Annotated in this window: 15 protein-coding genes; all 15 read right to left on the bottom strand. The window is 47.3% G+C overall.

Translation table 11 applies throughout. The features are described 5' to 3' along the window. Positions 1 to 38: 38 nt before the first annotated feature. The gene (gene nhaC, locus H141_RS0100890; RefSeq protein WP_019674356.1) at positions 39 to 1508 is read right to left on the bottom strand and encodes a Na+/H+ antiporter NhaC; all 1470 of its coding nucleotides are present in this window, start codon (positions 1506 to 1508) and stop codon (positions 39 to 41) included. Positions 1509 to 1586: 78 nt separating this feature from the next. Then, on the bottom strand, positions 1587 to 2918 hold the full coding sequence (locus H141_RS0100895; RefSeq protein ID WP_019674357.1) for a sodium-dependent transporter: 1332 nt from the start codon (positions 2916 to 2918) through the stop codon (positions 1587 to 1589). Between the two features lie 91 nt (positions 2919 to 3009). After that, positions 3010 to 5034, bottom strand: coding sequence for a carboxy terminal-processing peptidase (prc, locus tag H141_RS0100900; protein WP_026349140.1), 2025 nt, complete (start codon positions 5032 to 5034; stop codon positions 3010 to 3012). Positions 5035 to 5051: 17 nt separating this feature from the next. Next, positions 5052 to 5804, bottom strand: a complete 753-nt coding sequence (gene proQ, locus H141_RS0100905; RefSeq protein ID WP_033425313.1) for an RNA chaperone ProQ — start codon at positions 5802 to 5804, stop codon at positions 5052 to 5054. Positions 5805 to 5811: 7 nt separating this feature from the next. Beyond that, a complete protein-coding gene (locus H141_RS0100910) occupies positions 5812 to 6150 on the bottom strand; it encodes a hypothetical protein (protein WP_019674360.1) in 339 nt (112 codons plus the stop codon). Beyond that, a complete protein-coding gene (locus H141_RS0100915; RefSeq protein ID WP_019674361.1) occupies positions 6147 to 6620 on the bottom strand; it encodes a GAF domain-containing protein in 474 nt (157 codons plus the stop codon). Before H141_RS0100915 ends, H141_RS0100910 begins: the two co-directional genes overlap by 4 nt. Before the next feature lie 153 nt (positions 6621 to 6773). Beyond that, on the bottom strand, positions 6774 to 8612 hold the full coding sequence (locus tag H141_RS0100920; RefSeq protein WP_019674362.1) for a protein kinase domain-containing protein: 1839 nt from the start codon (positions 8610 to 8612) through the stop codon (positions 6774 to 6776). 36 nt (positions 8613 to 8648) lie between these two features. Continuing rightward, positions 8649 to 10109, bottom strand: a complete 1461-nt coding sequence (locus tag H141_RS0100925) for an AAA family ATPase (protein ID WP_019674363.1) — start codon at positions 10107 to 10109, stop codon at positions 8649 to 8651. A gap of 91 nt (positions 10110 to 10200) precedes the next feature. Further along, positions 10201 to 11787, bottom strand: a complete 1587-nt coding sequence (locus tag H141_RS0100930) for a dihydrolipoyllysine-residue acetyltransferase (protein ID WP_019674364.1) — start codon at positions 11785 to 11787, stop codon at positions 10201 to 10203. Positions 11788 to 11796: 9 nt separating this feature from the next. Further along, entirely contained in the window at positions 11797 to 12774 is a 978-nt protein-coding gene (locus tag H141_RS0100935; RefSeq protein ID WP_019674365.1) for an alpha-ketoacid dehydrogenase subunit beta, read from the bottom strand. Next, a complete protein-coding gene (locus H141_RS0100940; RefSeq protein ID WP_026349142.1) occupies positions 12774 to 13958 on the bottom strand; it encodes a thiamine pyrophosphate-dependent dehydrogenase E1 component subunit alpha in 1185 nt (394 codons plus the stop codon). Before H141_RS0100940 ends, H141_RS0100935 begins: the two co-directional genes overlap by 1 nt. Before the next feature lie 173 nt (positions 13959 to 14131). Beyond that, positions 14132 to 15178 carry a succinylglutamate desuccinylase gene (gene astE / locus H141_RS0100950; RefSeq protein WP_019674368.1) on the bottom strand — a complete coding sequence of 349 codons (1047 nt, stop codon included), beginning with the start codon at positions 15176 to 15178 and terminating at the stop codon, positions 14132 to 14134. A gap of 273 nt (positions 15179 to 15451) precedes the next feature. Next, positions 15452 to 17932 carry a glycogen/starch/alpha-glucan phosphorylase gene (locus H141_RS0100960; protein ID WP_019674370.1) on the bottom strand — a complete coding sequence of 827 codons (2481 nt, stop codon included), beginning with the start codon at positions 17930 to 17932 and terminating at the stop codon, positions 15452 to 15454. A 176-nt stretch (positions 17933 to 18108) separates the two neighbouring features. Beyond that, positions 18109 to 19758: a phosphoglucomutase (alpha-D-glucose-1,6-bisphosphate-dependent) gene (gene pgm / locus H141_RS0100965; RefSeq protein WP_019674371.1), complete on the bottom strand. Its 1650-nt coding sequence runs from the start codon at positions 19756 to 19758 to the stop codon at positions 18109 to 18111. Between the two features lie 9 nt (positions 19759 to 19767). Beyond that, positions 19768 to 20307 (bottom strand): replication initiation negative regulator SeqA, encoded by a 540-nt coding sequence (gene seqA / locus H141_RS0100970; RefSeq protein ID WP_019674372.1) that lies wholly within the window; start codon positions 20305 to 20307, stop codon positions 19768 to 19770. Positions 20308 to 20332: the final 25 nt, after the last annotated feature.

Below are 20332 nucleotides of genomic sequence, written 5' to 3' on the forward strand. Positions count from 1 at the left end.
TATAAAAAGCCTGAATAAATTCAGGCTTTTTATACTTTTTAATTTTTAACCGCCTGGCTTGGCTGCATACTGGCGGGTGGCGACAGCCGCAGAATTTTTATCCCCAGGTAGGCATAAATAATAGACAACACTGGATTAATTAAGTTGAAAAAAGCATAGAAAGCATAGTCAAGCGGACTTACGCCCAGTACGCCGTGCATATAGGCACCGCAAGTGTTCCATGGAATTAACGGACTGGTAATAGTGCCGCCATCTTCCAGCGAGCGTGACAAATTAACCGGGGCCAGTCCGCGACGCTCATACTCTTCTTTGAACATCCGACCTGGCATTACAATCGACATATACTGGTCTGCTGTCAGTAAATTAGTGACAAAGCAGGTAGCTATGGTGCTGGTAATTAGTGAGCCGGTACTGCGGGCAAAAAATAAAATAGACTCAACAAACTTACGCAACAGGCCGATCTTTTCTATAGTGGCCCCAAACATCATCGCACAAAATACCAACCAGATAGTGTTAAGCATACTCGCCATGCCACCACCGCTTAATAAATCATTCAGATTACTATCACCTGTTTCCAGCGCAAAACCCGCATAAAATGTATGCCAGATTAATTTGAACACTCCCACAGCGGCCGGCAGGCTCTCGTCTATCAGTTTCGCCAGCAATTCCTGTTGAAAAAATACCGCCCAGATTGCTCCGAGCAAAGCACCTATGAAAACAGTGGGAAATGCCGGCACTTTTTTAATTGCCATGACCAGTAGAACCAACAACGGTACCAACGACACCAGATTAATAGCGAAATGCTGCTGTAACACAGTGCTAATTTGTTCAATCCGGGCAAAGTCGGATGCAATATCGCTGTTAAAGCCAATAATAATGAATAATATTAACGCCAGAATAAAGCTTGGTACTGTAGTCCACAGCATATGCCGGATATGTTCAAATAGTTCAGCGCCCGCTACCGCAGGCGCCAGATTAGTCGTTTCACTTAACGGCGACAGCTTATCGCCAAAATACGCTCCCGATACAATAGCCCCGGCCGTGATCGCAGGAGACAACCCCAGTCCCGAAGCCACACCAATCAGCGCAACACCTATTGTGGCAGCCGTGGTCCATGAGCTGCCGATGCTCATCGCGACAATGCCACATAACAGACAACTGGCTGCATAAAACCAGCTTGGGCTTAATAACTGTAAACCATAATAGATTAAGGTCGGAACGGTACCTGATAACATCCAGGTACCGATTAAGGCCCCAACTGACAATAATATCAGTACCGCGCCAAGCGACAGTGAAATACCGTTTACCATGGCTTGTTCCATCGCATGCCAGTTGTAACCGTTTTTCAGGCCAATAATAACTGCTACTGCCGTCGCCACAAATAAAGCAATCTGGTTTGGACCATATGAGGAGTCACTACCAAACAAATAAACCGATGCTGACAGTAAAACGATCAGCACGATAAGCGGTATAGCAGCATCCAGAAAACTGGGATGTTTTTCAGTCATTAGTTTTGCTCCAATAGGCGAAGGCGCCTGCAGCGCCTTTCGTTGTTATTATTAATGGATAGTTTGTATTACTGCCAATTATAAGGACCGATAGAACATCAACAGGATAATCACCGGACAGACGAATTTGACATACCAGGGCCATATCCGCCAAAACCAGCTATGTTCGGCGTCAGCATCACCTTTTTTCAGCTCTGCCAGAATGCCGTTTCTGTGCCATACCCAGCCAGCAAAAATACATAGCATTAAACCGAGCAATGGCTGACTATAGCGAGTTGTCAGCGCAATAACAAAGCCGAACAACGTTGCGAAGTTCAGCAAAATAATCACACTAATCGAAAAAATAATAGCAGCGATAAGCCATACCGCTTTATTGCGGGCAACTTTACGATTCTCAACAACATAAGATACCGGCACTTCAAGCATTGAAATTGACGAGGTCAGAGCAGCAATTGACATCAACAGGAAAAAGGCGAAAGCAACCACCAATCCGATTGACCCCATAGTAGCAAATAATGACGGTAGTACCGTGAAGATCAAGGTATCTTCAGCCAATAGCTGGCCATTCTCAGCAAAAATCTGCACCCCATTATGTAAAGCAACATACATGGCGGGGATGATCAGTAAGCCTGCCAGTACGGCAACACCAATATCAACTAACGCTACCGACGCGCCTAACTTCGGTAAGTTCTCTTTATGGCTGACATAGGAGCCATAAATCAACATAGTCCCAACGCCAAGCGACATAGAGAAGAATGCCTGACCCATGGCACTGATCAGTAAATCGGGGTTAAGTACTTCGGTAAAATCAGGTAGCAGATAAACTTTTAAACCTTCAATTGCGCCTTCCTGGGTCATTACATAACCAAACAGCAACAACATCAGTACAAATAATGTGGGCATCAATCTTACAGACCAACGCTCTATACCATTAACAACACCACCACCTACAATACCCACCGTTAATAGCATGAACATGGCACAAAACAAAATATTACGGGTCAGGGATGAGCCAGCCAACCATTGTGCTAATTGTGCTAAACCTGCCAGACTTGCCACTGCCTCCATGGTATAGGCCAGCATCCAGCCACCGACAATGCCGTAAAAAGCTAAAATAAGCGATACGGTAGCAATACCCCAGATCCCGACAGCTCTGCCAGAGCGTCCTCCGGATATTTTGCCAAGCGCATCAACAACATTAGATTCCGTTGCCCGACCAATAAGTAATTCTGCCATCAGTACCGGATACGCCAGGACGAAAGCCAGAATTAGATACATTAGGACAAAAGCAGCACCGCCATTACTGGCAACCTGAGAAGGAAAGCCCCAGACGTTACCTAAACCAACTGCCGAACCAGAAGCGGCCAGAATAAAACCCAGCCTTGATGAAAATACACCCCGTGAAGTCATAGTTAACCTTTATAGTTATTATTTATTTGGCTGAGCCTAACAAAAAGCGGTAATCAATACCGCTTATTTGTTATTTATTATTAACCTGTGATTATTTTTTCGCCAGACGGCTAACCATTAGTAAGTCGGTAGTAATACTGGCGGCTTCTTCCAGGAATGGATCCAGTTCACTTATCAGTTCTGGCGCATCATCAACGGATTCAACCTTTTCAAGTTCAAACCTTGCTAACCGCTCATTAATCCTGGCCAGTTGATCTGCCTTCTCTTTATCCCGCTCACTGAGCCTGACCGCTTCATTCAGAGAAACCGTTTTCTCATTTTGCCGTTGTTGATAATCAGCTATGTCAGACAACAGATAAGTAAACTCTTGCTCTTTACTGATCCGCCGTTGATGCTTTTCAAGCAGAACCGGCACCATCGCCTGAACATCATTAACACTGGCATAATTTGCCGGCGGTATTGAATCCCAGGGCAGAGCATGTTGTTCTTTACTTTCACCCCACTCTGCCGGGTCAATAGCCGTTGGGAAATGGATATCCGGTATCACTCCCTGGTGTTGGGTACTACCACCATTAATCCGGTAAAACTTGGCAATAGTGTACTGAACACTTCCCAACGGTTCTTCAAACATATCATAGATACGCCCCAGGCCGCGGTGCTGCTGTACTGTGCCTTTGCCAAAGGTTTGTTCACCAACAATCAGCGCCCGGCCATAGTCCTGCATTGCTGCAGCAAAAATCTCAGATGCTGAAGCACTGTAGCGATCGACCAGCACGGTCAATGGACCCTCGTAGTAACTCACACCATCAGTATCTGGTGATTCAGTTACTTTACCGTCACCCTGCCTGATCTGCACGACAGGACCGCGGTCAATGAATAAACCGGTAAGTAAGGTCGCTTCCTGTAACGAGCCCCCGCCATTGCCGCGCAAATCAATAACAATGCCGTCTACTTTTTGCTCTTTTAATTCGACCAAAAGTTTCTTAACATCTTCGGCCAGGTTATTGTAAAAACCAGGAATGCTGATAACGCCGATATTTTGTTCAAGTTCGTTAAGTTTAGGCTCCAACAGTTCTGCTTTAGCAGCGCGGTCTTCCAGTCGGATTTTATCCCGTACTATTGTTACCACATCAGCTTTATTAGCAGCGATATCACTACCACCTAACACCTGCAGCCGCACAGTACTTCCTTTCGGGCCTTTAATTAAGTCAACAACATCGTCCAGGCGCCAGCCAATTACATCAACGAAATCTTTTGCATCCTGTGCCACACCAATAATCTTATCTTTAGGCTTTAGTTTCTGCGTCTGATCCGCAGGGCCGCCAGGCACCAGGCTCTGGATTACGGTATAGTCTTCATCAGCCCGCAAAACGGCACCTATGCCTTCCAGCGATAAGTTCATTTCCTGTTGAAAGCGGTCAGCATTGCGGGGAGACAGATAAGACGTATGAGCTTCAATCGCCCGGCCAAAAGAATTCATAACTAACTGAAAAACATCTTCACTGTTAGTCTGGCTCAACCGCTTTTGACCGTTACGATAGCGCTTAGTCAGGATATCTCTGATTTCATCATCGGTTTTACCGGTAAGTTTTAAATTCAACGCATCAAACTTTACCCGTTGCCGCCAAAGCTCATCCATCTCTGCCTGGTCTGCCGGCCACTGCGCGTCTTCACGATCATACCGATAGCTGTCATCCTTGCTGAAATCAAACTCCTGTGCCAGTAAACTGATGGCAAAATCAAATCTCTCAGCACGACGCTCCAGGGTTTGATTAAACATATCGAACGCAAAATTTAAATTACCTTTGTTCAGACCGTCGTCAAATTCATCCCGAAAACGTGAAAATGCTTCAACATCAGACTTTAACAATACATTACGGTAATAATCTAAATTTTTGAGATACATATCAAAAATACGGCCAGACAATTCATCATTAAGTTGTACTGGTACATAATGGCCGCGGGTAAACAGCGCGGTTATCCTTTTACTGGCTGTCGCATGATGAGACGCCTGAGCCATAACAGGCAATACCAGTGTCTCTTCTGTTTTTTCGGGCTCAGCCTGAACAGCCAGAGCCATCATTAAACTTGCCGCTAAAATGGATAATTTCTTCATAAGCTACTCTGTATTTATCAGGACTGGTACAAACTGTCCCGACGGGTTTTTACCACCATTCCAGACGTCAGCTGCACAGTTACATCATCTTTGTGCACTTCAAGTACTGTCGCCGTCATTGGTGACTGGCCTAATTTAACCAGCACACCGGCGCCTACTTTAAGCTGCTCGTTTGCTATAGCTTGTAACGCAGGGGCTGTTACCGTTGGGCTGACAGGCTTTGGCTCTGCTTTACTGCTTAGCTTAGTGCTGTTAGAGCTGATATTTGCCGTTTTGTTCGGCTTTTTTTTGTAAGCAGGTTTGTCGGCTTTGTCGGCGGCGGGTTTAGCTTTGGCTTTTTGCTCGGCTATCCGCGCTTTGCGCAGCTCTGCTGCTTTATTTTTACTTTCGGTAAGGGTACTAAGTGCATGATCAGCTTGCTGCTGATCAATTTGCTCACCTGCTTCACCTTCTAAATCTACGCGGGCAATACCTGGCTGGATTGCTTCCAGATATCGCCAGCTTGAAGTGTAAACCCGCAGCGCTTGCCTTAGCTGGGTTTTACTGACCAGGCTATCCTGCTCCAGCCTGGTAGCAAGATCCTGGAAAATACCTATTTTAAGGGGCTTAGCTTCACCTTTAACACTAAAGCATAAAGGAAATTGTTGTTCCAGATATGCCAATACTTCTTTTACATTCGCCAGTTTACTGGTTTCACTCTGGTTGGCCGTCGTTTCTTGCTCTGACGCAGTTGTTTCGGCTGTATTTATAGCTTCAGTGGAGGTTGTCATTAAAATTTCACTCTTCTTCATCGTCTGCATTAACATCGGCATCTACTGCATTTGCAGCTTCAGCATCATCAATGCCCAGTTCAATTTGTTGTCGCATATAGACCAAAGCCCAACCGGTCAATTCATGCTCATCAACATCAAGCAGAACGGTATCACTACCTAGTTGCTGCCATAGTTGCGGCATTATCCGCTCTATCTGCTCAGTTGCCAGGTCATCGGGCAAGGCATCCCAAACCGCGTGAATAATGCTGTTAATTTTATCCGTTACCAGCTCTTCTTCGCCATCCCAGTCGCCGACTTCAGACTCGTTTAATAAATAATCCTGAACCGTCAGTGCGTCTTTCATAATGCTTTGGCTAACCGCTTCTCAAGCAGCTTAACTAATGTGACCAGATGCTGCTGATCAATCTCATCAAAACGTGCCAGTTGTGGACTATCGATATCAAGAACCGCGATTATTTCGTCGTTGCATCGCACCGGAACGACAATTTCTGAATTGCTGGCTGCATCACAGGCAATATGTCCGGCAAACTGATGTACATCTGTCACCAGCTGTACCTCGCCGCTGGCAACCGCGGTGCCACAGACCCCCTTACCAATCGGGATCCTGACACAGGCAACCTGCCCCTGAAAAGGCCCCAGTACTAATTCACCCTCGCGTATAATGTAAAAGCCGGCCCAGTTTAGATCTGGCAGACTGTTATATAACAGAGCACTTAGGTTGGCCATATTGGCAATGACATCGGGTTCATCGGCGATCAGCGCCTGCGCTTGCTGCAGCAGCAAGTGGTATTGATTATGTTTTTCGCTAGACATCGGTTTGCGGTTTCAGTTTACCTAGTATCAAAGGCACTACATTACTTGGTTTAATGGCTAATTTAAACCTTTTTAGTGTGAAAGACTGCCTCGACCAGCATGAATTCTGCGCAGAATTAACTAAACTGGTTATAAATCATCCAAACAAAGCTTTCAGGGGCTAAATTGCATTGGATTTGGCGGATAATAACAGGCGCTGGTTTGGCGCTGATGCTCAAAAAAGCGGGTGTCTTTATAAGGTAACTTCATAAAGCCACCAACCCCCTCACCACTGATCAGAGGAACTTTTGCCAGAATACTTTGTAACAGCGCAGCAAATTCCGGTTCGGCTGTGTTATCCAGCAAACGATAATAACTATGTACCTTCATATACAGCGGTGTTACCTCGAAAATAATACACCCGGTATGTCGGATCAGGTTTAACTGAGCTATATCGTCCATAATGGCTTCTGGCAATACCAGCTGTTCGTCTGGATCTTTACCATCTTCAAAGTAAGAGTGTTGTTTACTGGCTTCTTCCTGACTCAGAACAGGCGCTGCCTGATACAATATTTTGGCATCAGCAGGAACGACAAAGGGTTGCTCGATCGTTTCCCGGCTAATATGAATGGTGTTACGCGCATCAAACAAACATGCTTTAAATACCCCTAATTTACCAATCGCCCTGCCAAGGTTAACAACATTATTGACCGCATGATTAAAGGCGACTCTCAGGCTGGCATTGTAAAGATTTAAGCTGGAGTCAATGTATACGCCGCTGGCCTGCCAGTGGATAGCAAGACCGCCTACCACCGGATAGCGCGCCAGACGCCCTACGGCGGCGATAAAAGCTTTTTCCGTTTCCCCCATGCCTTCCAGATAGTTTTTATAATAGCGCTCCAGCTGAACATCATCGACATAATGCAAATCAGCGTCTTCCTGATGCTCCCGCAGAAATGACTTGCGGGAAGAGTAGACAACGGTGTCGAGCTCCAGGGTTTGTTCGCTGCACCATACCGGCAACATAGCACTATCTGGCAGCAAACTCAGCGGCGGCAATACCAGTTGTTTAAGCTGCGGCATCCTGCTGATAAAGTAGTCACCAGCCTGTTGCCGTAGTTCCTGATCATCGGCCAGCAAGCTGTCCAGCATAGTGGCAAATTCAACCGGCAACCCCAGACTTCGCGCCGGTATTGCTTTGCGGCCAAACCGACAAGACTGCGCCGACGCTAAGGCGTATAAGGTACTGGCCACGCCCTGTTCATCAAAACGCGGGCTGGATAGCTCGCCGCTTCGCTGCTCAGGGCCGATAAAATACACATCCCCCATTCTGGCATTAGAATTCTGTAAATCAGCTGACATCAGCTGCATAACATTATTAGCCAGATACTGGCCCTGACTATCCAGCTGAGCATGTACTGACGATCCCCAGTCAATTAAACTTATCCGGCCGGTTTGTTGATCAAACACCAGATTTGACGGTTTAATATCGCCATGGACTATCGGCGCAGTGTTGCCATCAATCTGTTGTTGGCGCAAAAACAACAGAAGTTCGGCCAGCTGCGCCGCAATGTCGATGATTAACCTTACCGGCAAACGCCCCACTTGCAGACTGTATTGTTCCAAATCCAGGCCTTTAGCCCGGGCCATCATCAATATGCCCTGCTTTTTTATGACCTGGTAGGTTATATATGCCGGTACCGCCGGGTGTTTCACCAATGACAACATGTAAGCTTCGTCAGCAAGCCGTTCCTGAATATGTTGGGCTAAGTTGATCCGGGAAAACTTAAACACATAAGACACACCGTCCAGGCCCAACCCTGCAAAAGCAAAGCCGTATGCGCCTTTACCGATAAGTTCTATCTGGCGGTAACCTAATTTTTCCAGCTCCTCAATACAGAGTGCCACCCAGTCTTTTAGCTTTTTGGCGTCATTGGCATTAAGTAAATATACCGATTGCTCTTCTGGTATATAGAAATTACGCAATGGGGTTTTATCGGACTTATCCGGCATAAGCTTCCTGTTAAATACGGGAAATGAGGCTACCCGCTACGCCATCACACAACGTTGTTTTGCCCACTGCCGCAAGCCGGCAACCCGCTCAGCCATCACCACTGAAAGTGGCTGGGTTTCAGCCAGTTCAGCCATTAAATGATTTAAACTAAAACCGCTGCCATCTCCGTGCATCCGGTAGCTGGCACTAACCACGGCCTGCTCCAGTTCCGCGCCGGAAAAACCCTGTGCCAAAGCCACACATTGGCTCAGCTCAGCATCGCTCAGGCTTAGTTGACGTCGTGTTAAATGCAGCGCCAACAGCGCTTTAATTTGTGCATCATCTGGCAAATCGACAAAAAATATTTCATCGAAGCGGCCCTTCCGTAACAGTTCTGGTGCCAGTTCCTCAATGTTATTGGCGGTTGCCACCAAAAATACCGGTTTACTGCGCTCAGACATCCAGGTTAGCAAGGTACCGAGGATCCGCCGGGTAACCCCATTATCGTTATCACCACCGGCCAGGCCTTTTTCAATTTCATCTATCCACAATACACAAGGCGCCATCGCATCAGCCTGAGACAGTGCCTGGCTGAGGTTCTTTTCTGTTTCACCAATATATTTATTATACAGTGCTGCCATATCCAGCCGCAGCAAAGGAATGGCCCAGGCACCCGCGATGGCTTTAGCCGCCAGACTTTTACCGGTTCCCTGCACCCCTGTTAGCAAAATGCCCTTCGGCGTATCCCGGCCATTTTGCAAAAATGCCGCTTGCCGCTTTGTCAGCCAACTTTTTAAGTTTGCCAGGCCAACCACGTCATCCAGGCTTTTAGTATCAAAAACCTGGTTCAGCGTGCCGCTACTTTGCAGTAAGTTAAATTTGGCGCGGTTAATTCTGGGAATGTCGGCACCGGTAATAGCGCCATCATCTGCTATTGCTTTGTATGCCAGGCGCTTGGCTTCGTCATAAGTCAGGCCATGTAAATTCTGAACCAGAGCGCTGATATCTGCTGGCGCCATTTCCACCAGCTGGCCATGTTCACGGCTGTATTTATTTGCAGCTTCACTGATCATTTGTCTTATTTGCTGCTCACCCGGTAGCGACAGCTGAAAACGATAACTTAACCGCGCCAGCTCAGGCGGCGTCTGCAGGGCGTAACTCAGCAAAATAAGAGTATGCCCGAGACTGTCATGAGCCTGGGCAATTTCTTTGATAAAGCGGATATGGCGTGGCTCATTTAAAAACGGATGAAAGTCACACAACACATAAATGCCGGGTATGCGGGTACCTTTAATCTGAGCCAGCAGCTGCGCGGGTTCAGTATTAAAAGCCTGCGGGCTGCTTTCCCTGTCAGTGCGCTGCAGGCCGTCGGTAATAGTCCACTGAAAAACCGGCCGCATTAAATTCACTGCCAGGCGCTTTATTAACGCCAGCGCCCGCAGCTCTTCGTAGGTTTCAATGACAATCAGCGGGCTTTTTGCCTGCACCAACACTCTTAAATCTTCAAATTCGTACATCTTTATTCCCTGTGCCGGCAGCCGTGACGACCATAAAAAAACCCACTATTAGCGTGGGTTTTTATCAGAAACGGCTTAGCTTGCCAACTGCTTAAATCATATTGACCAACATTGATGATGGCTGCTCAAGGTACTGTTTCCACAAATTAGTAAAGCGGGCAATAGTGCCACCATCGATGATCCTATGATCGCCCGACCAGCTTATCTGCATTAATTGCCGGGCTTCCACTTCACCTTTGGCATTAAAGCGTGGCAGGTTTTGCACCTTGCCCAGCGCGACAATTGCCACTTCCGGCTTATTGATAATGGGCGTTGCAACAGTACCACCAATAGCGCCAATGTTAGAGATGGTAATAGTACCGCCTTTTAAATCTGCCGGACTAACCCGGCCTTCCCGGGCAGATTCTGTTAAGCGGCTCAGCTCACGGGCAATATCAACAATTGACTTGCTTTGGCAACCCTTAACATTTGGTACCAGCAACCCGACTTTAGAGTCGACTGCTACGCCAATATTATGCTCGCTGAAATAACGCAATTCCGTGCAGTCATTGTTAGGTTGACTATTTAGTACCGGAAAGTCTTTAATCGCCAGCGATAATGCTTTCATAAAAAACGGCATCATGGTCAGCTTAACGCCTTGTTTGGCGTAGCTGTCTTTCAGACTTAAACGCAAGGCAATCAGCTCAGTTAAGTCAATTTCTTCGCAATAGGTAAAGTGCGGAATAGTGGCAACAGAATCTGCCATTTGCCGCGCCATCGCCGCTTTAATGCCTTTAATCGGTTCAACTCTGTCAGCACTGCTGGCGGCAACACCTGCAGCTGGAGCCTGGCTGAGTTTCGGCTGGTTACTGCTAGTTGTCTTGGCAGTGCCTTCGGCAAAGGCCTTTACATCTTCTTTGTAAACCCGGCCTTTGTCACCTGAGCCCTGAACTTTTGCCAGATCGATGCTTAGCTCTCGAGCCAGCCGACGCACCGCCGGGCTGGCTAGGGCTTTGCCGCTGGTCGCTGCAGTCGTTGACGCAGACGAGTTACCAGCGAACTGTGGTTTTGGTTGCTGATCTGCTAATGCCGGCGCAGGGGCAGACGCTGCATGCCCTGTTATCTGCATCGCAAATAACGGCGAATGTACCTTGGCAATCTCGCCCTTGGCATAATAAAGTTTACTGACCACGCCGGAATATTTAGCCGGAATTTGCACCAGGGCTTTGTCGGTCATCACATCACAAACCGGCTGGTCTTCGGCAATGGTATCGCCCTCAGCTACCAACCAGTCGACAATTTCACATTCAACAATACCTTCGCCAATATCAGGCAGAATAAAGTCTTCAGTGCTGCTACCAGACGCTGGAGCAATATTGGTGTTGACTGGTGCTGGTGACGCTTGCGCATGGTCAGCAACCGGTTTGGTTTCTGTAGCAGATGCAGCAGACGCACCGTCGGCAGCAATCTCCATTGCAAACAGCGGCGCATGCACTTTAGCAATTTCACCTTTGGCATAATACAACTTGCTTACCACGCCATTATGCACTGCTGGAATTTGCACCAGCGCTTTATCGGTCATCACATCACAAACCGGCTGATCTTCTTTAATGGTGTCACCTTCGCTGACCAACCACTCTACGATTTCGCACTCAACGATACCTTCGCCAATATCCGGTAGTATAAAATCCTGTTTCATGCCATCCCCTTAGAAATTAACCGAGCGCATAATGGCTTCGTAGGTTTTAAGATGATCGGCGACATACTCTTTTTCCAGCGCCAGCGGATAAGGCGTATCGAGCCCACACACCCGCTCAATCGGGCTTTCCAGATGCAGAAAACACATTTTCTGAATAGTGGCAGCAATTTCACCGGCAAAGCCACCGGTTAAAGGCGCTTCATGGTTAATGACCAAGCGGCCGGTTTTCTGAACTGACTCGGCAACGGTATCAGCATCCCAGGGTAAAATACTGCGTAAATCGATAACTTCACAAGATACGCCTTGCTCCTGAGCCATCGATACCGCTTTATCAACGATTTCCATCTGGGCGCCCCAGGCTAACACTGTCACATCTTTGCCTTGTTGCACCACTTCTGCTTTACCCAGTTCAATTTCGTAATATTCCTCGGGCACTTCACCGGTCGAAGCCCGGTACAGTTTTTTCGGTTCAAAAAAGATTACCGGATCCGGGCTGGCAATCGACGCCAGTAACAAGCCTTTTGCCTGATAGGGATCCCGCGGGATAACTACCTTTAAACCCGGGGTATGAGCAAAATACGCTTCAGGCGACTGACTATGATAGTGGCCGCCGGCGATACCGCCGCCATAAGGGCTGCGAAACACCAAACCACCGACGTTGAACTCATTACCTGAGCGATAGCGGAACTTAGCAGTTTCATTGACGATTTGATCGAACGCCGGAAAAATGTAATCAGCAAACTGAATTTCCGCTACCGGCTTCATCCCCTGGGCTGCCATACCATTAGCGAAACCGGCAATGCCTTGCTCAGTTAATGGCGTATTAAAACAGCGGGCTTTGCCATATTTTTCCTGCAGTTTACTGGTAGCCCGAAATACCCCGCCAAAATGGCCGACGTCTTCCCCAAAACACACCACGGTGTCATCTTTAGCCATGGCTAAATCAAGCGCGTTATTAATCGCTTGCAGCATATTCATTTTTGCCATTAGTCCATTCTCCCCGACGTCACCGGATACGCATCCGGGTATTTTCTGATATGTTGTTTTAATTCATCTAATTGTTGTTCTAATGCCGGGATCGGCTGTTGATACACATCAGAAATTAAATGTTCTATGCCTGGCTTAGCCACTTTCTCAGCCACTTTCAGGGCATCGAGGATCTCGGTACGCAGCTTTTCAATTTTCGCTTTGTCAGCGTCTTCGTCGAGCCAGCCTTGTTTAACCAGCCATAACCGAAAGCGGGATACCGGGTCGGTTTTACGCCACAATTCCTCTTCTTCTTTTGAACGATAACCACTTGGGTCATCTGAGGATGAGTGGGCGCCTAACCGGTAGGCCATTGCCTCAATTAATACCGGCTCGTTATGCTTAAGCGCATACTCGCGGGCCATTTTTGTCGCCTGATAAACGGCAAGAATATCTGCGCCGTCTACCCGCAACGCTTTCATGCCGTAACCCACTGCCCGACAAGCAATACCATCACCAACAAATTGCTCGTTGGCCGGCGTTGAAATGGCGTAGCCATTGTTGCGACAGAAAAACAGCACTGGCGCTTTGTGCACCGCCGCCATATTCAGACCGGCATGAAAATCACCCTCTGACGCTGCGCCCTCACCGAAGTAACAAATAGTTGTGTTATTTAAACCGCGCAGTTTCTGGGCATAGGCATAACCACTGGCCTGAGGAATTTGGGTGCCAAGTGGTGATGAAATCGTCATATAGTAAATATCTTTGCTGCCATAATGCACTGGCATCTGCCGGCCTTTACCCAGGTCTTTTTCATTAGAAAACAGCTGATTCATAAACTGTTCCAGGCTAAAACCGCGGTAACGCAATGCGCCCTGCTCACGATACTGTGCCATTATCATGTCTTGCTCATCCAGCGCAGCAGCACTGCCAACAGTGGTCGCCTCTTCACCAAGACATTGCATATAGAAACTGATCCGGCCCTGGCGTTGTGCCGCCAGCATCCGCTCATCCAACACCCGGGTGAACACCATGGTGTCGTACATTTTCAGCGCTGTTTCTTTATCAACTGTTGGTTTATCGGCACCATCATACAGGTTGCCATCGTCTTGCAAAATTCGCAGAGTAGGAATTTTTAACGCATCACCGGCAGTAAAAGCTGCAGTATGCACCGTGGTGATGGTGGCGTTATTAGGGTTTGTCATAGCAATCTCTTGGGTTGTGGACACGCTGTCGATTATCATTATTTGCGGCGAACTTTACCTTTACGTAAACTGCATTGCAACCGTGCCCAGGTACAAAAAAACCTGACCACCGGCTGAGCTGTCAGGTTATATTTACTGTCTGTCAGCCCGGCGCACGCGGGCAACACTGTCATTTATATCAGATTATCAGCAACTGAGGCCGGTACTACCATTAACATGGCTCGCTGACCAATAGCGACTTTGGCATTTGGAAAAATAAGCGCCTCACCTTCCTGCTCAACCCGGTATTCAATATCGCCATCTGTCGCCAGTAAGGTTCCGGGCGGGTAACTGGTGAAGTTTTCAATATCATCGGCAAAGTGTAGTTTGAAATCCTGAGTTTGTTTAATTATCGACCGGTAAACCTGATACATATTAAATTGCTTATCGTCGTAAGCGCCGGCTTTTACCGCTTCGTTACAAATTAACGCCCTTAAACTGCTGGCAGCTTTAGCAAAGCGCGACATATCATTCTGACCAAAGGGTTTAACCTTACCCAGCTCAATGGTAAACGAATTAGCCTGATGGGTATGTGATGCGTAGTAGCTGAAAGTAGTAGCTGGCGTTTGCATCAGTAGCACAGTATGAACATCACAGGCAGCTAAAAATGCAAACTCCGCGCGGCGCCACGGCTTACCATGTAAATATGGACAAACCGCGAATTTTTCAAAACGTGAGCCACGGATAGCGGTATGCAAGTCATACAAACTTCGGTTACGCGTAGCTGAATCGGTTACGCGTGACTGCTGATAAAACTTGCTGACATAATGCTCCAGCGCTTTGGCCCGGTGTCTTTCTGCGTTGATAAGGCCCGGCCCCTTGCTATGATATCCGGAAAAGAGTCGGTTCAGGTTTTCGCTGATCTCCCGCGCTCCGGCATTAATCGCTGGCGGGTTACCGAATAGCACCAGCAATCTGACTTGCGGCGTTAACTGCTCTGTCAGAATGTCTTGCACTATGGCAGCACATATTTCAATCGGTGCGGTTTCATTACCATGCACACCACATGACAGCACAACATCGTCGGTAGTTGCTTGCGAGGGTTCAAAGCAAATAACACCGCTGTCCCAAACCTGCCCAGTAATACCATTGCTCAGGCTAAATTTGAATGGCGCTATGCCATCCGGGTTTTCCAGAGTAAGTTTAAGAAAATCTGCAGCAGGTATCAGTTGCTCTACCATAAATTACGACTCCATATACTTGGCAAATCAAAGCGCTTTAAGTGGTGGCACTATCGTTCTGATTGCTGATATTCAATGTATTGATTGCGAGCTTTGGCTTTATCGGGTTCAGCGCCAGTCATTATAATACCAAACTCTTCGCCGTCGATCCGGCCGAAAATAGCATTACAACAGATAAACTGCTAACCAAAGCGCTTGGCTTACCGGATCAGCAGGATAAGGCTAATAAAAAACCCATCCGAAGATGGGTTTGAATCAGAATAACAGGCCGAGTTAGTCTGCCACCTTACAGGGCTTTAAGCGCCAGACTCTGCTGACATAATCCTCAATTGAGCGGTCAGAAGTAAATTTACCCACCAGCGCCGTATTAAGAATAGCTTTTTTGGCCCAGCCTGCTTTATCGCGGTACCAGCCATCAATCAGCTGTTGCGCTTTGGCATAGGATTCAAAGTCGGCCAGCACCAGATAAGGATCGCCTCCTTGCAGTAAGCTGTGCTTAATAGAGGCAAGCTCGCCCGGTTTGCCCGGTGTGAAGTAGTCGGTCTCTAACCAGTCCAGAATAGCTTTTATTTCCGGATTATTATGGTAGTAGTCGATACTGTGATAACCCTTGGCATACAATGCTTTTACTTCATCAACGGTTAAACCAAAGATCGCAATATTATCACTGCCCACTTCTTCGGCGATCTCAATATTGGCGCCATCAAGGGTACCGACTGTTACAGCACCGTTTAACGCCAATTTCATATTACCGGTTCCGGAAGCCTCTTTACCGGCGGTTGAAATTTGCTCAGACACATCTGCTGCCGGGATCATTTTTTCAGCCAGAGTAACCCGGTAGTTTGGCATAAACACCACTTTTATCCGGTTTTTTACCCGCTTATCATTATTTATTTTGTCAGCGATTTTATTAATGGCGTAAATAATTTCTTTTGCCAGTTTATAACCAGGTGCTGCTTTGGCGCCGAAAATAAATACCCGGGGCACCATATCGTAATCAGGGTTTTGCAGAATACGCCGGTATAACGCCAGAATATGTAATAAATTCAGGTGCTGGCGCTTATATTCATGTAAACGCTTTATCTGAATATCAAAAATCGCGGCCGGGTCGATATCAATCCGGGTCAGCTTCTTCACTTCTTTGGCAAAATCAGCCTTGTTCTGCTGCTTAATTGCCATAAAGTTATCTTGTACCTGGGGATCATCGGCAAATTCTGCCAGTTTACTTAGTAATTTCAGATTAACCGGCCAGCCACTCCCCACTTTATCATCTAACAGTTTAGCCAAACGTGGATTACAGGCTTTTAGCCAGCGCCGTGGCGTAACACCGTTAGTGACGTTAGTAAATTTATCCGGCCACAATGCGACCATTTCCGGGAATAAGTCTGATTGCACCAGCTTAGAGTGAATTTCGGCCACGCCATTAACTTTAAACGAGCCAACCACTGACAGATGCCCCATCCGAACCATAGGTTCATCACCCTCTTCAATGATCGATAATTTACGTTTTTTGACGTTGTCGCCCGGCCACAATACATCGACCTGCTCCACCAGAAAACGGCGGTTTATTTCGTAAATAATTTCAATGTGCCGTGGCAAGACCTTTTCAAACAAGCGAACCGGCCATCTTTCCAGTGCCTCTGGCAGCAGGGTATGGTTAGTGTAGGCAAACACCTGCTGACACAGCGCCCAGGCATCGTCCCAGCTCATATCTGCCCGGTCTATCAGAATGCGCATCAATTCCGGAATAGCAACTGCCGGATGGGTATCGTTTAACTGAATGACCACTTGCTGTGGAAATTTACTCCAGTCATCGCCATGCGCTCTCTTGTAGCGGCGGATAATGTCTTTTAATGAACAGGAGCAAAAGAAGTATTGCTGAATAAGACGTAGCTCTTTACCGGCATCGGTTTCATCATTCGGGTATAACACCTTAGATATGGTTTCAGCTTCGATATTTTGCCTTGCAGCGTCAATATAGCCACCGGAATTAAACACATCCCAGTTAAAGAAATCACTGGCGCGGCTTTCCCACAAGCGCAGAACATTTACCGAACTGCCATTGTAACCTACCACCGGAATATCCCATGGTACGCCTTTGATGATCCGGCCAGGGTGCCAGACTTTCTTCATGGTCCCCTGCAAGTCATATACTGTTTCGACGTAACCGTATACCGAAATTTCCTGCACGGATTCTGGCCGGCAAATTTCCCAGGGGTTGCCGTATTCCCGCCAGCTGTCTGGCCGCTCTATCTGGCGACCATCCTGGAAACTTTGCTTAAACAGGCCATGCTCATAATGAATACCATAACCAATAGCCGGATAATTTAATGTCGCCAGAGAATCGATAAAGCAAGCTGCCAGCCGGCCAAGGCCGCCGTTGCCAAGCGCCATATCTTCTTCCTGATCTTCCAGGTCGGCGATATTCATACCCAGCTCTGACAAGGCTTGTTTAGCCTGTTCATACAAGCCCAGATTGTGGAGGTTGTTACTGAACAAACGTCCCATCAGGTATTCAAGGCTGAAATAATGTAATGCCCGGGTATCCTGCTGATAGTGGGTGCGCTGCGTATTGCGTAAACCATCAAACACCTGCTCGTTAACAGCTGCACAGGTGGCACGCCACCATGCCTGGCTACTGGCTTTATTAACATCGGTACCCAGGCTCGAATGCAAGTGTTTGATAATATTCTGTTTAAGCTGTTCTGTAGCAGCACCGCCGGTAGCGGTTTTAGATGAGGTTGCTTTCTTCATTGCCAATCCTGAAATTTACTGAGCTTATTAATTAAGCAAATCAACATAGCTGAGGTTGCTAATATCATTGTTAAATGTAGAAATATTACGAAAACGATACCTCAATTTGCTTCATTTGGCAAAATAAAGGCCGCCAATGTAATTAAATTACATATTAATTGCGGCCTTTTAAACTGTTAAATAGTGCTGAACACCTTATCAACAAAGGCTTTGGCATCTTGTTCAAGTTGTTGTAAGTGTTGCTGGTCGACAAAACTCTCCAGATAAATTTTATAGGCGTTTTCGGTACCAGACGGCCGCGCTGCAAACCAACCATTGCGGGTTACCACCTTTACCCCGCCGATATCCGCCTGATTACCAGGTGCCTGAGTTAACACTGCCAGTATTGGGTCGCCTGCCAGTTCAGTCTGACTAACACTGGCAACATCCAGTGATTTAAGCGCTGTTTTCTGCTCAGCGGAGGCCGGCGCATCTAACCGGCGATAAAGTGGTGAGCCTAATTCCTTGGTTAACGCCTGATATTGCTTGTATGGGTCTACCCCGGTTTTAGCCAGCATTTCAGCGGCCAGCAACCCTAAAATAATGCCGTCTTTATCGGTTGACCATACTTTGCCGTTTAAGCGTAAAAAGCTGGCGCCGGCGCTCTCTTCACCACCAAAGGCCAGCGTGCCATTAAATAAACCATCGACAAACCATTTAAAGCCGACAGGCACTTCACATAGCTGACGACCGCGCGCTGCCACCACCCGATCAATCAAGGCACTGGATACCAGCGTTTTACCGATTGCCAGGCTGGCAGGCCAGTCAGGCCGGTTAGACAACAGATAATTAATGGCCACCGCCAGATAATGGTTCGGGTTCATCAGGCCGCCGCTGCGGGTAACAATGCCATGGCGGTCAAAGTCAGGGTCGTTGCCGATAGCTATATCAAATTGATCTTTTAACTGAATTAAATTGGCCATAGCACATGCTGACGAGCAATCCATCCGGATTTGACCATCTTTATCCAGCGGCATAAAAGCAAAGGCCGGATCAACTTTTTCATTAACCACAGTAATATCCAGACCATACTTTTCGGCGATGCGTGGCCAGAATGCAATGCCAGAGCCACCAAGCGGATCAACCCCGATCCGGATCCCCGCTTTGGCAATAGCCGCCATATCAATAACATTTTCTAAATCATCAACATAGTGCTGAATATAATCAATATGCTGACAATATCCTGACTGAATTGCCAGACTGTAAGGCATCATTTTCACGCCTTCTAAATCTTTAGCCAGTAACTCGTTAGCCCGTTGCTGGATCCAGTTAGTTACATCGGCATCAGCCGGTCCGCCGTGTGGCGGATTATACTTAATGCCGCCATCTTCCGGCGGATTATGTGATGGCGTAATAACAATGCCATCAGCAAGTTTGCCATCAGCACCGTCATTTTGAGTAAGAATGGCGTGGGAGATTACCGGCGTTGGTGTGTAGCCTAAATCTTTTTGAATACAGACCTGAATTTTATTGGCGATCAGTACTTCCAATGCTGACGCGAAAGCAGCTTCTGATAACGCATGCGTATCTTTGCCCAGAAATAACGGCCCGTTGATACCCTGCGCCTTGCGATAATCAGCGATAGCCTGACATATTGCCAGCACATGTGGTTCATTAAATGAGCAACTCAATGCGCTGCCCCGATGACCAGACGTACCAAAGCTGACTTTATGCTCGGGGTACTGATGAATGTCAGGTTCCAACACATAGTAGGCAGTCATTAACCGACTGATATTCGGAATACGATCGTTTGGTACCTGCTGTCCGGCCAGGGGATGTAAAGACATAGACTTTCCTTATAATAAATCGCGGATCCGCTCAGCGTCCTGTTCACTATAACCTAATTTTATGGCGGTTTCGGTAAGCATCATTTTCTTTCTGGTGGTATTAGAGTTAGTAATAACCCAGAAACTGGTATTAGGGATTTGTTTCGGGTTAGTACTGCTACCTGCTTCTGACAACGCCTCGGCGGAGGTGGCAAAGTACAGGCGGTTGCGGCCTTTAATATCCAGCACCTTATTAAATTGCTTTTTATGTACCCGTGCCAAAACCGACAGCAAGTATAAAAAACGTCCTACTACGCTGGACTCAGCCTGTAAATCCTGGCGGCTGACTAAGTCGAATACTGTGCCAGCATTATTGCGTTCAGTTGCTGCAGCGGTTAATTCTGGCGTGGGCTCAACAGTTTCAGGTTTGCTGCTAACCACTGAAGTTTGGTTGGCCTGCTGCTCACCCAGCAGTAAACGACGTAAAATATCAGAAGCACTTTCTCCAATCTGGCGGGTTTGTGCGGCAATGTATTGATATAAATCGTCATCAATTTCAATGGTTTTCATAGGTTTTTCCGTCAACTGAAAGTTG

Source organism: Arsukibacterium perlucidum DSM 18276, assembly GCF_000382165.1.
In the GTDB taxonomy this organism is placed as follows: Bacteria; Pseudomonadota; Gammaproteobacteria; order Enterobacterales; family Alteromonadaceae; genus Alishewanella; species Alishewanella perlucidum.

Excerpts from the sequence above, each read along its gene's own strand:
- H141_RS0100930 (WP_019674364.1), bottom strand. The coding sequence starts at position 11,787 with ATGAAACAGGATTTTATACTACCGGATATTGGCGAAGGTATCGTTGAG.
- pgm (WP_019674371.1), bottom strand. The coding sequence starts at position 19,758 with ATGTCTTTACATCCCCTGGCCGGACAGCAGGTACCAAACGATCGTATT.
- nhaC (WP_019674356.1), bottom strand. The coding sequence starts at position 1,508 with ATGACTGAAAAACATCCCAGTTTTCTGGATGCTGCTATACCGCTTATC.
- H141_RS0100910 (WP_019674360.1), bottom strand. The coding sequence starts at position 6,150 with ATGAAAGACGCACTGACGGTTCAGGATTATTTATTAAACGAGTCTGAA.
- H141_RS0100960 (WP_019674370.1), bottom strand. The coding sequence starts at position 17,932 with ATGAAGAAAGCAACCTCATCTAAAACCGCTACCGGCGGTGCTGCTACA.
- seqA (WP_019674372.1), bottom strand. The coding sequence starts at position 20,307 with ATGAAAACCATTGAAATTGATGACGATTTATATCAATACATTGCCGCA.
- prc (WP_026349140.1), bottom strand. The coding sequence starts at position 5,034 with ATGAAGAAATTATCCATTTTAGCGGCAAGTTTAATGATGGCTCTGGCT.
- H141_RS0100925 (WP_019674363.1), bottom strand. The coding sequence starts at position 10,109 with ATGTACGAATTTGAAGATTTAAGAGTGTTGGTGCAGGCAAAAAGCCCG.
- H141_RS0100935 (WP_019674365.1), bottom strand. The coding sequence starts at position 12,774 with ATGGCAAAAATGAATATGCTGCAAGCGATTAATAACGCGCTTGATTTA.
- astE (WP_019674368.1), bottom strand. The coding sequence starts at position 15,178 with ATGGTAGAGCAACTGATACCTGCTGCAGATTTTCTTAAACTTACTCTG.
- H141_RS0100915 (WP_019674361.1), bottom strand. The coding sequence starts at position 6,620 with ATGTCTAGCGAAAAACATAATCAATACCACTTGCTGCTGCAGCAAGCG.
- H141_RS0100940 (WP_026349142.1), bottom strand. The coding sequence starts at position 13,958 with ATGACAAACCCTAATAACGCCACCATCACCACGGTGCATACTGCAGCT.
- H141_RS0100920 (WP_019674362.1), bottom strand. The coding sequence starts at position 8,612 with ATGCCGGATAAGTCCGATAAAACCCCATTGCGTAATTTCTATATACCA.
- proQ (WP_033425313.1), bottom strand. The coding sequence starts at position 5,804 with ATGACAACCTCCACTGAAGCTATAAATACAGCCGAAACAACTGCGTCA.
- H141_RS0100895 (WP_019674357.1), bottom strand. The coding sequence starts at position 2,918 with ATGACTTCACGGGGTGTATTTTCATCAAGGCTGGGTTTTATTCTGGCC.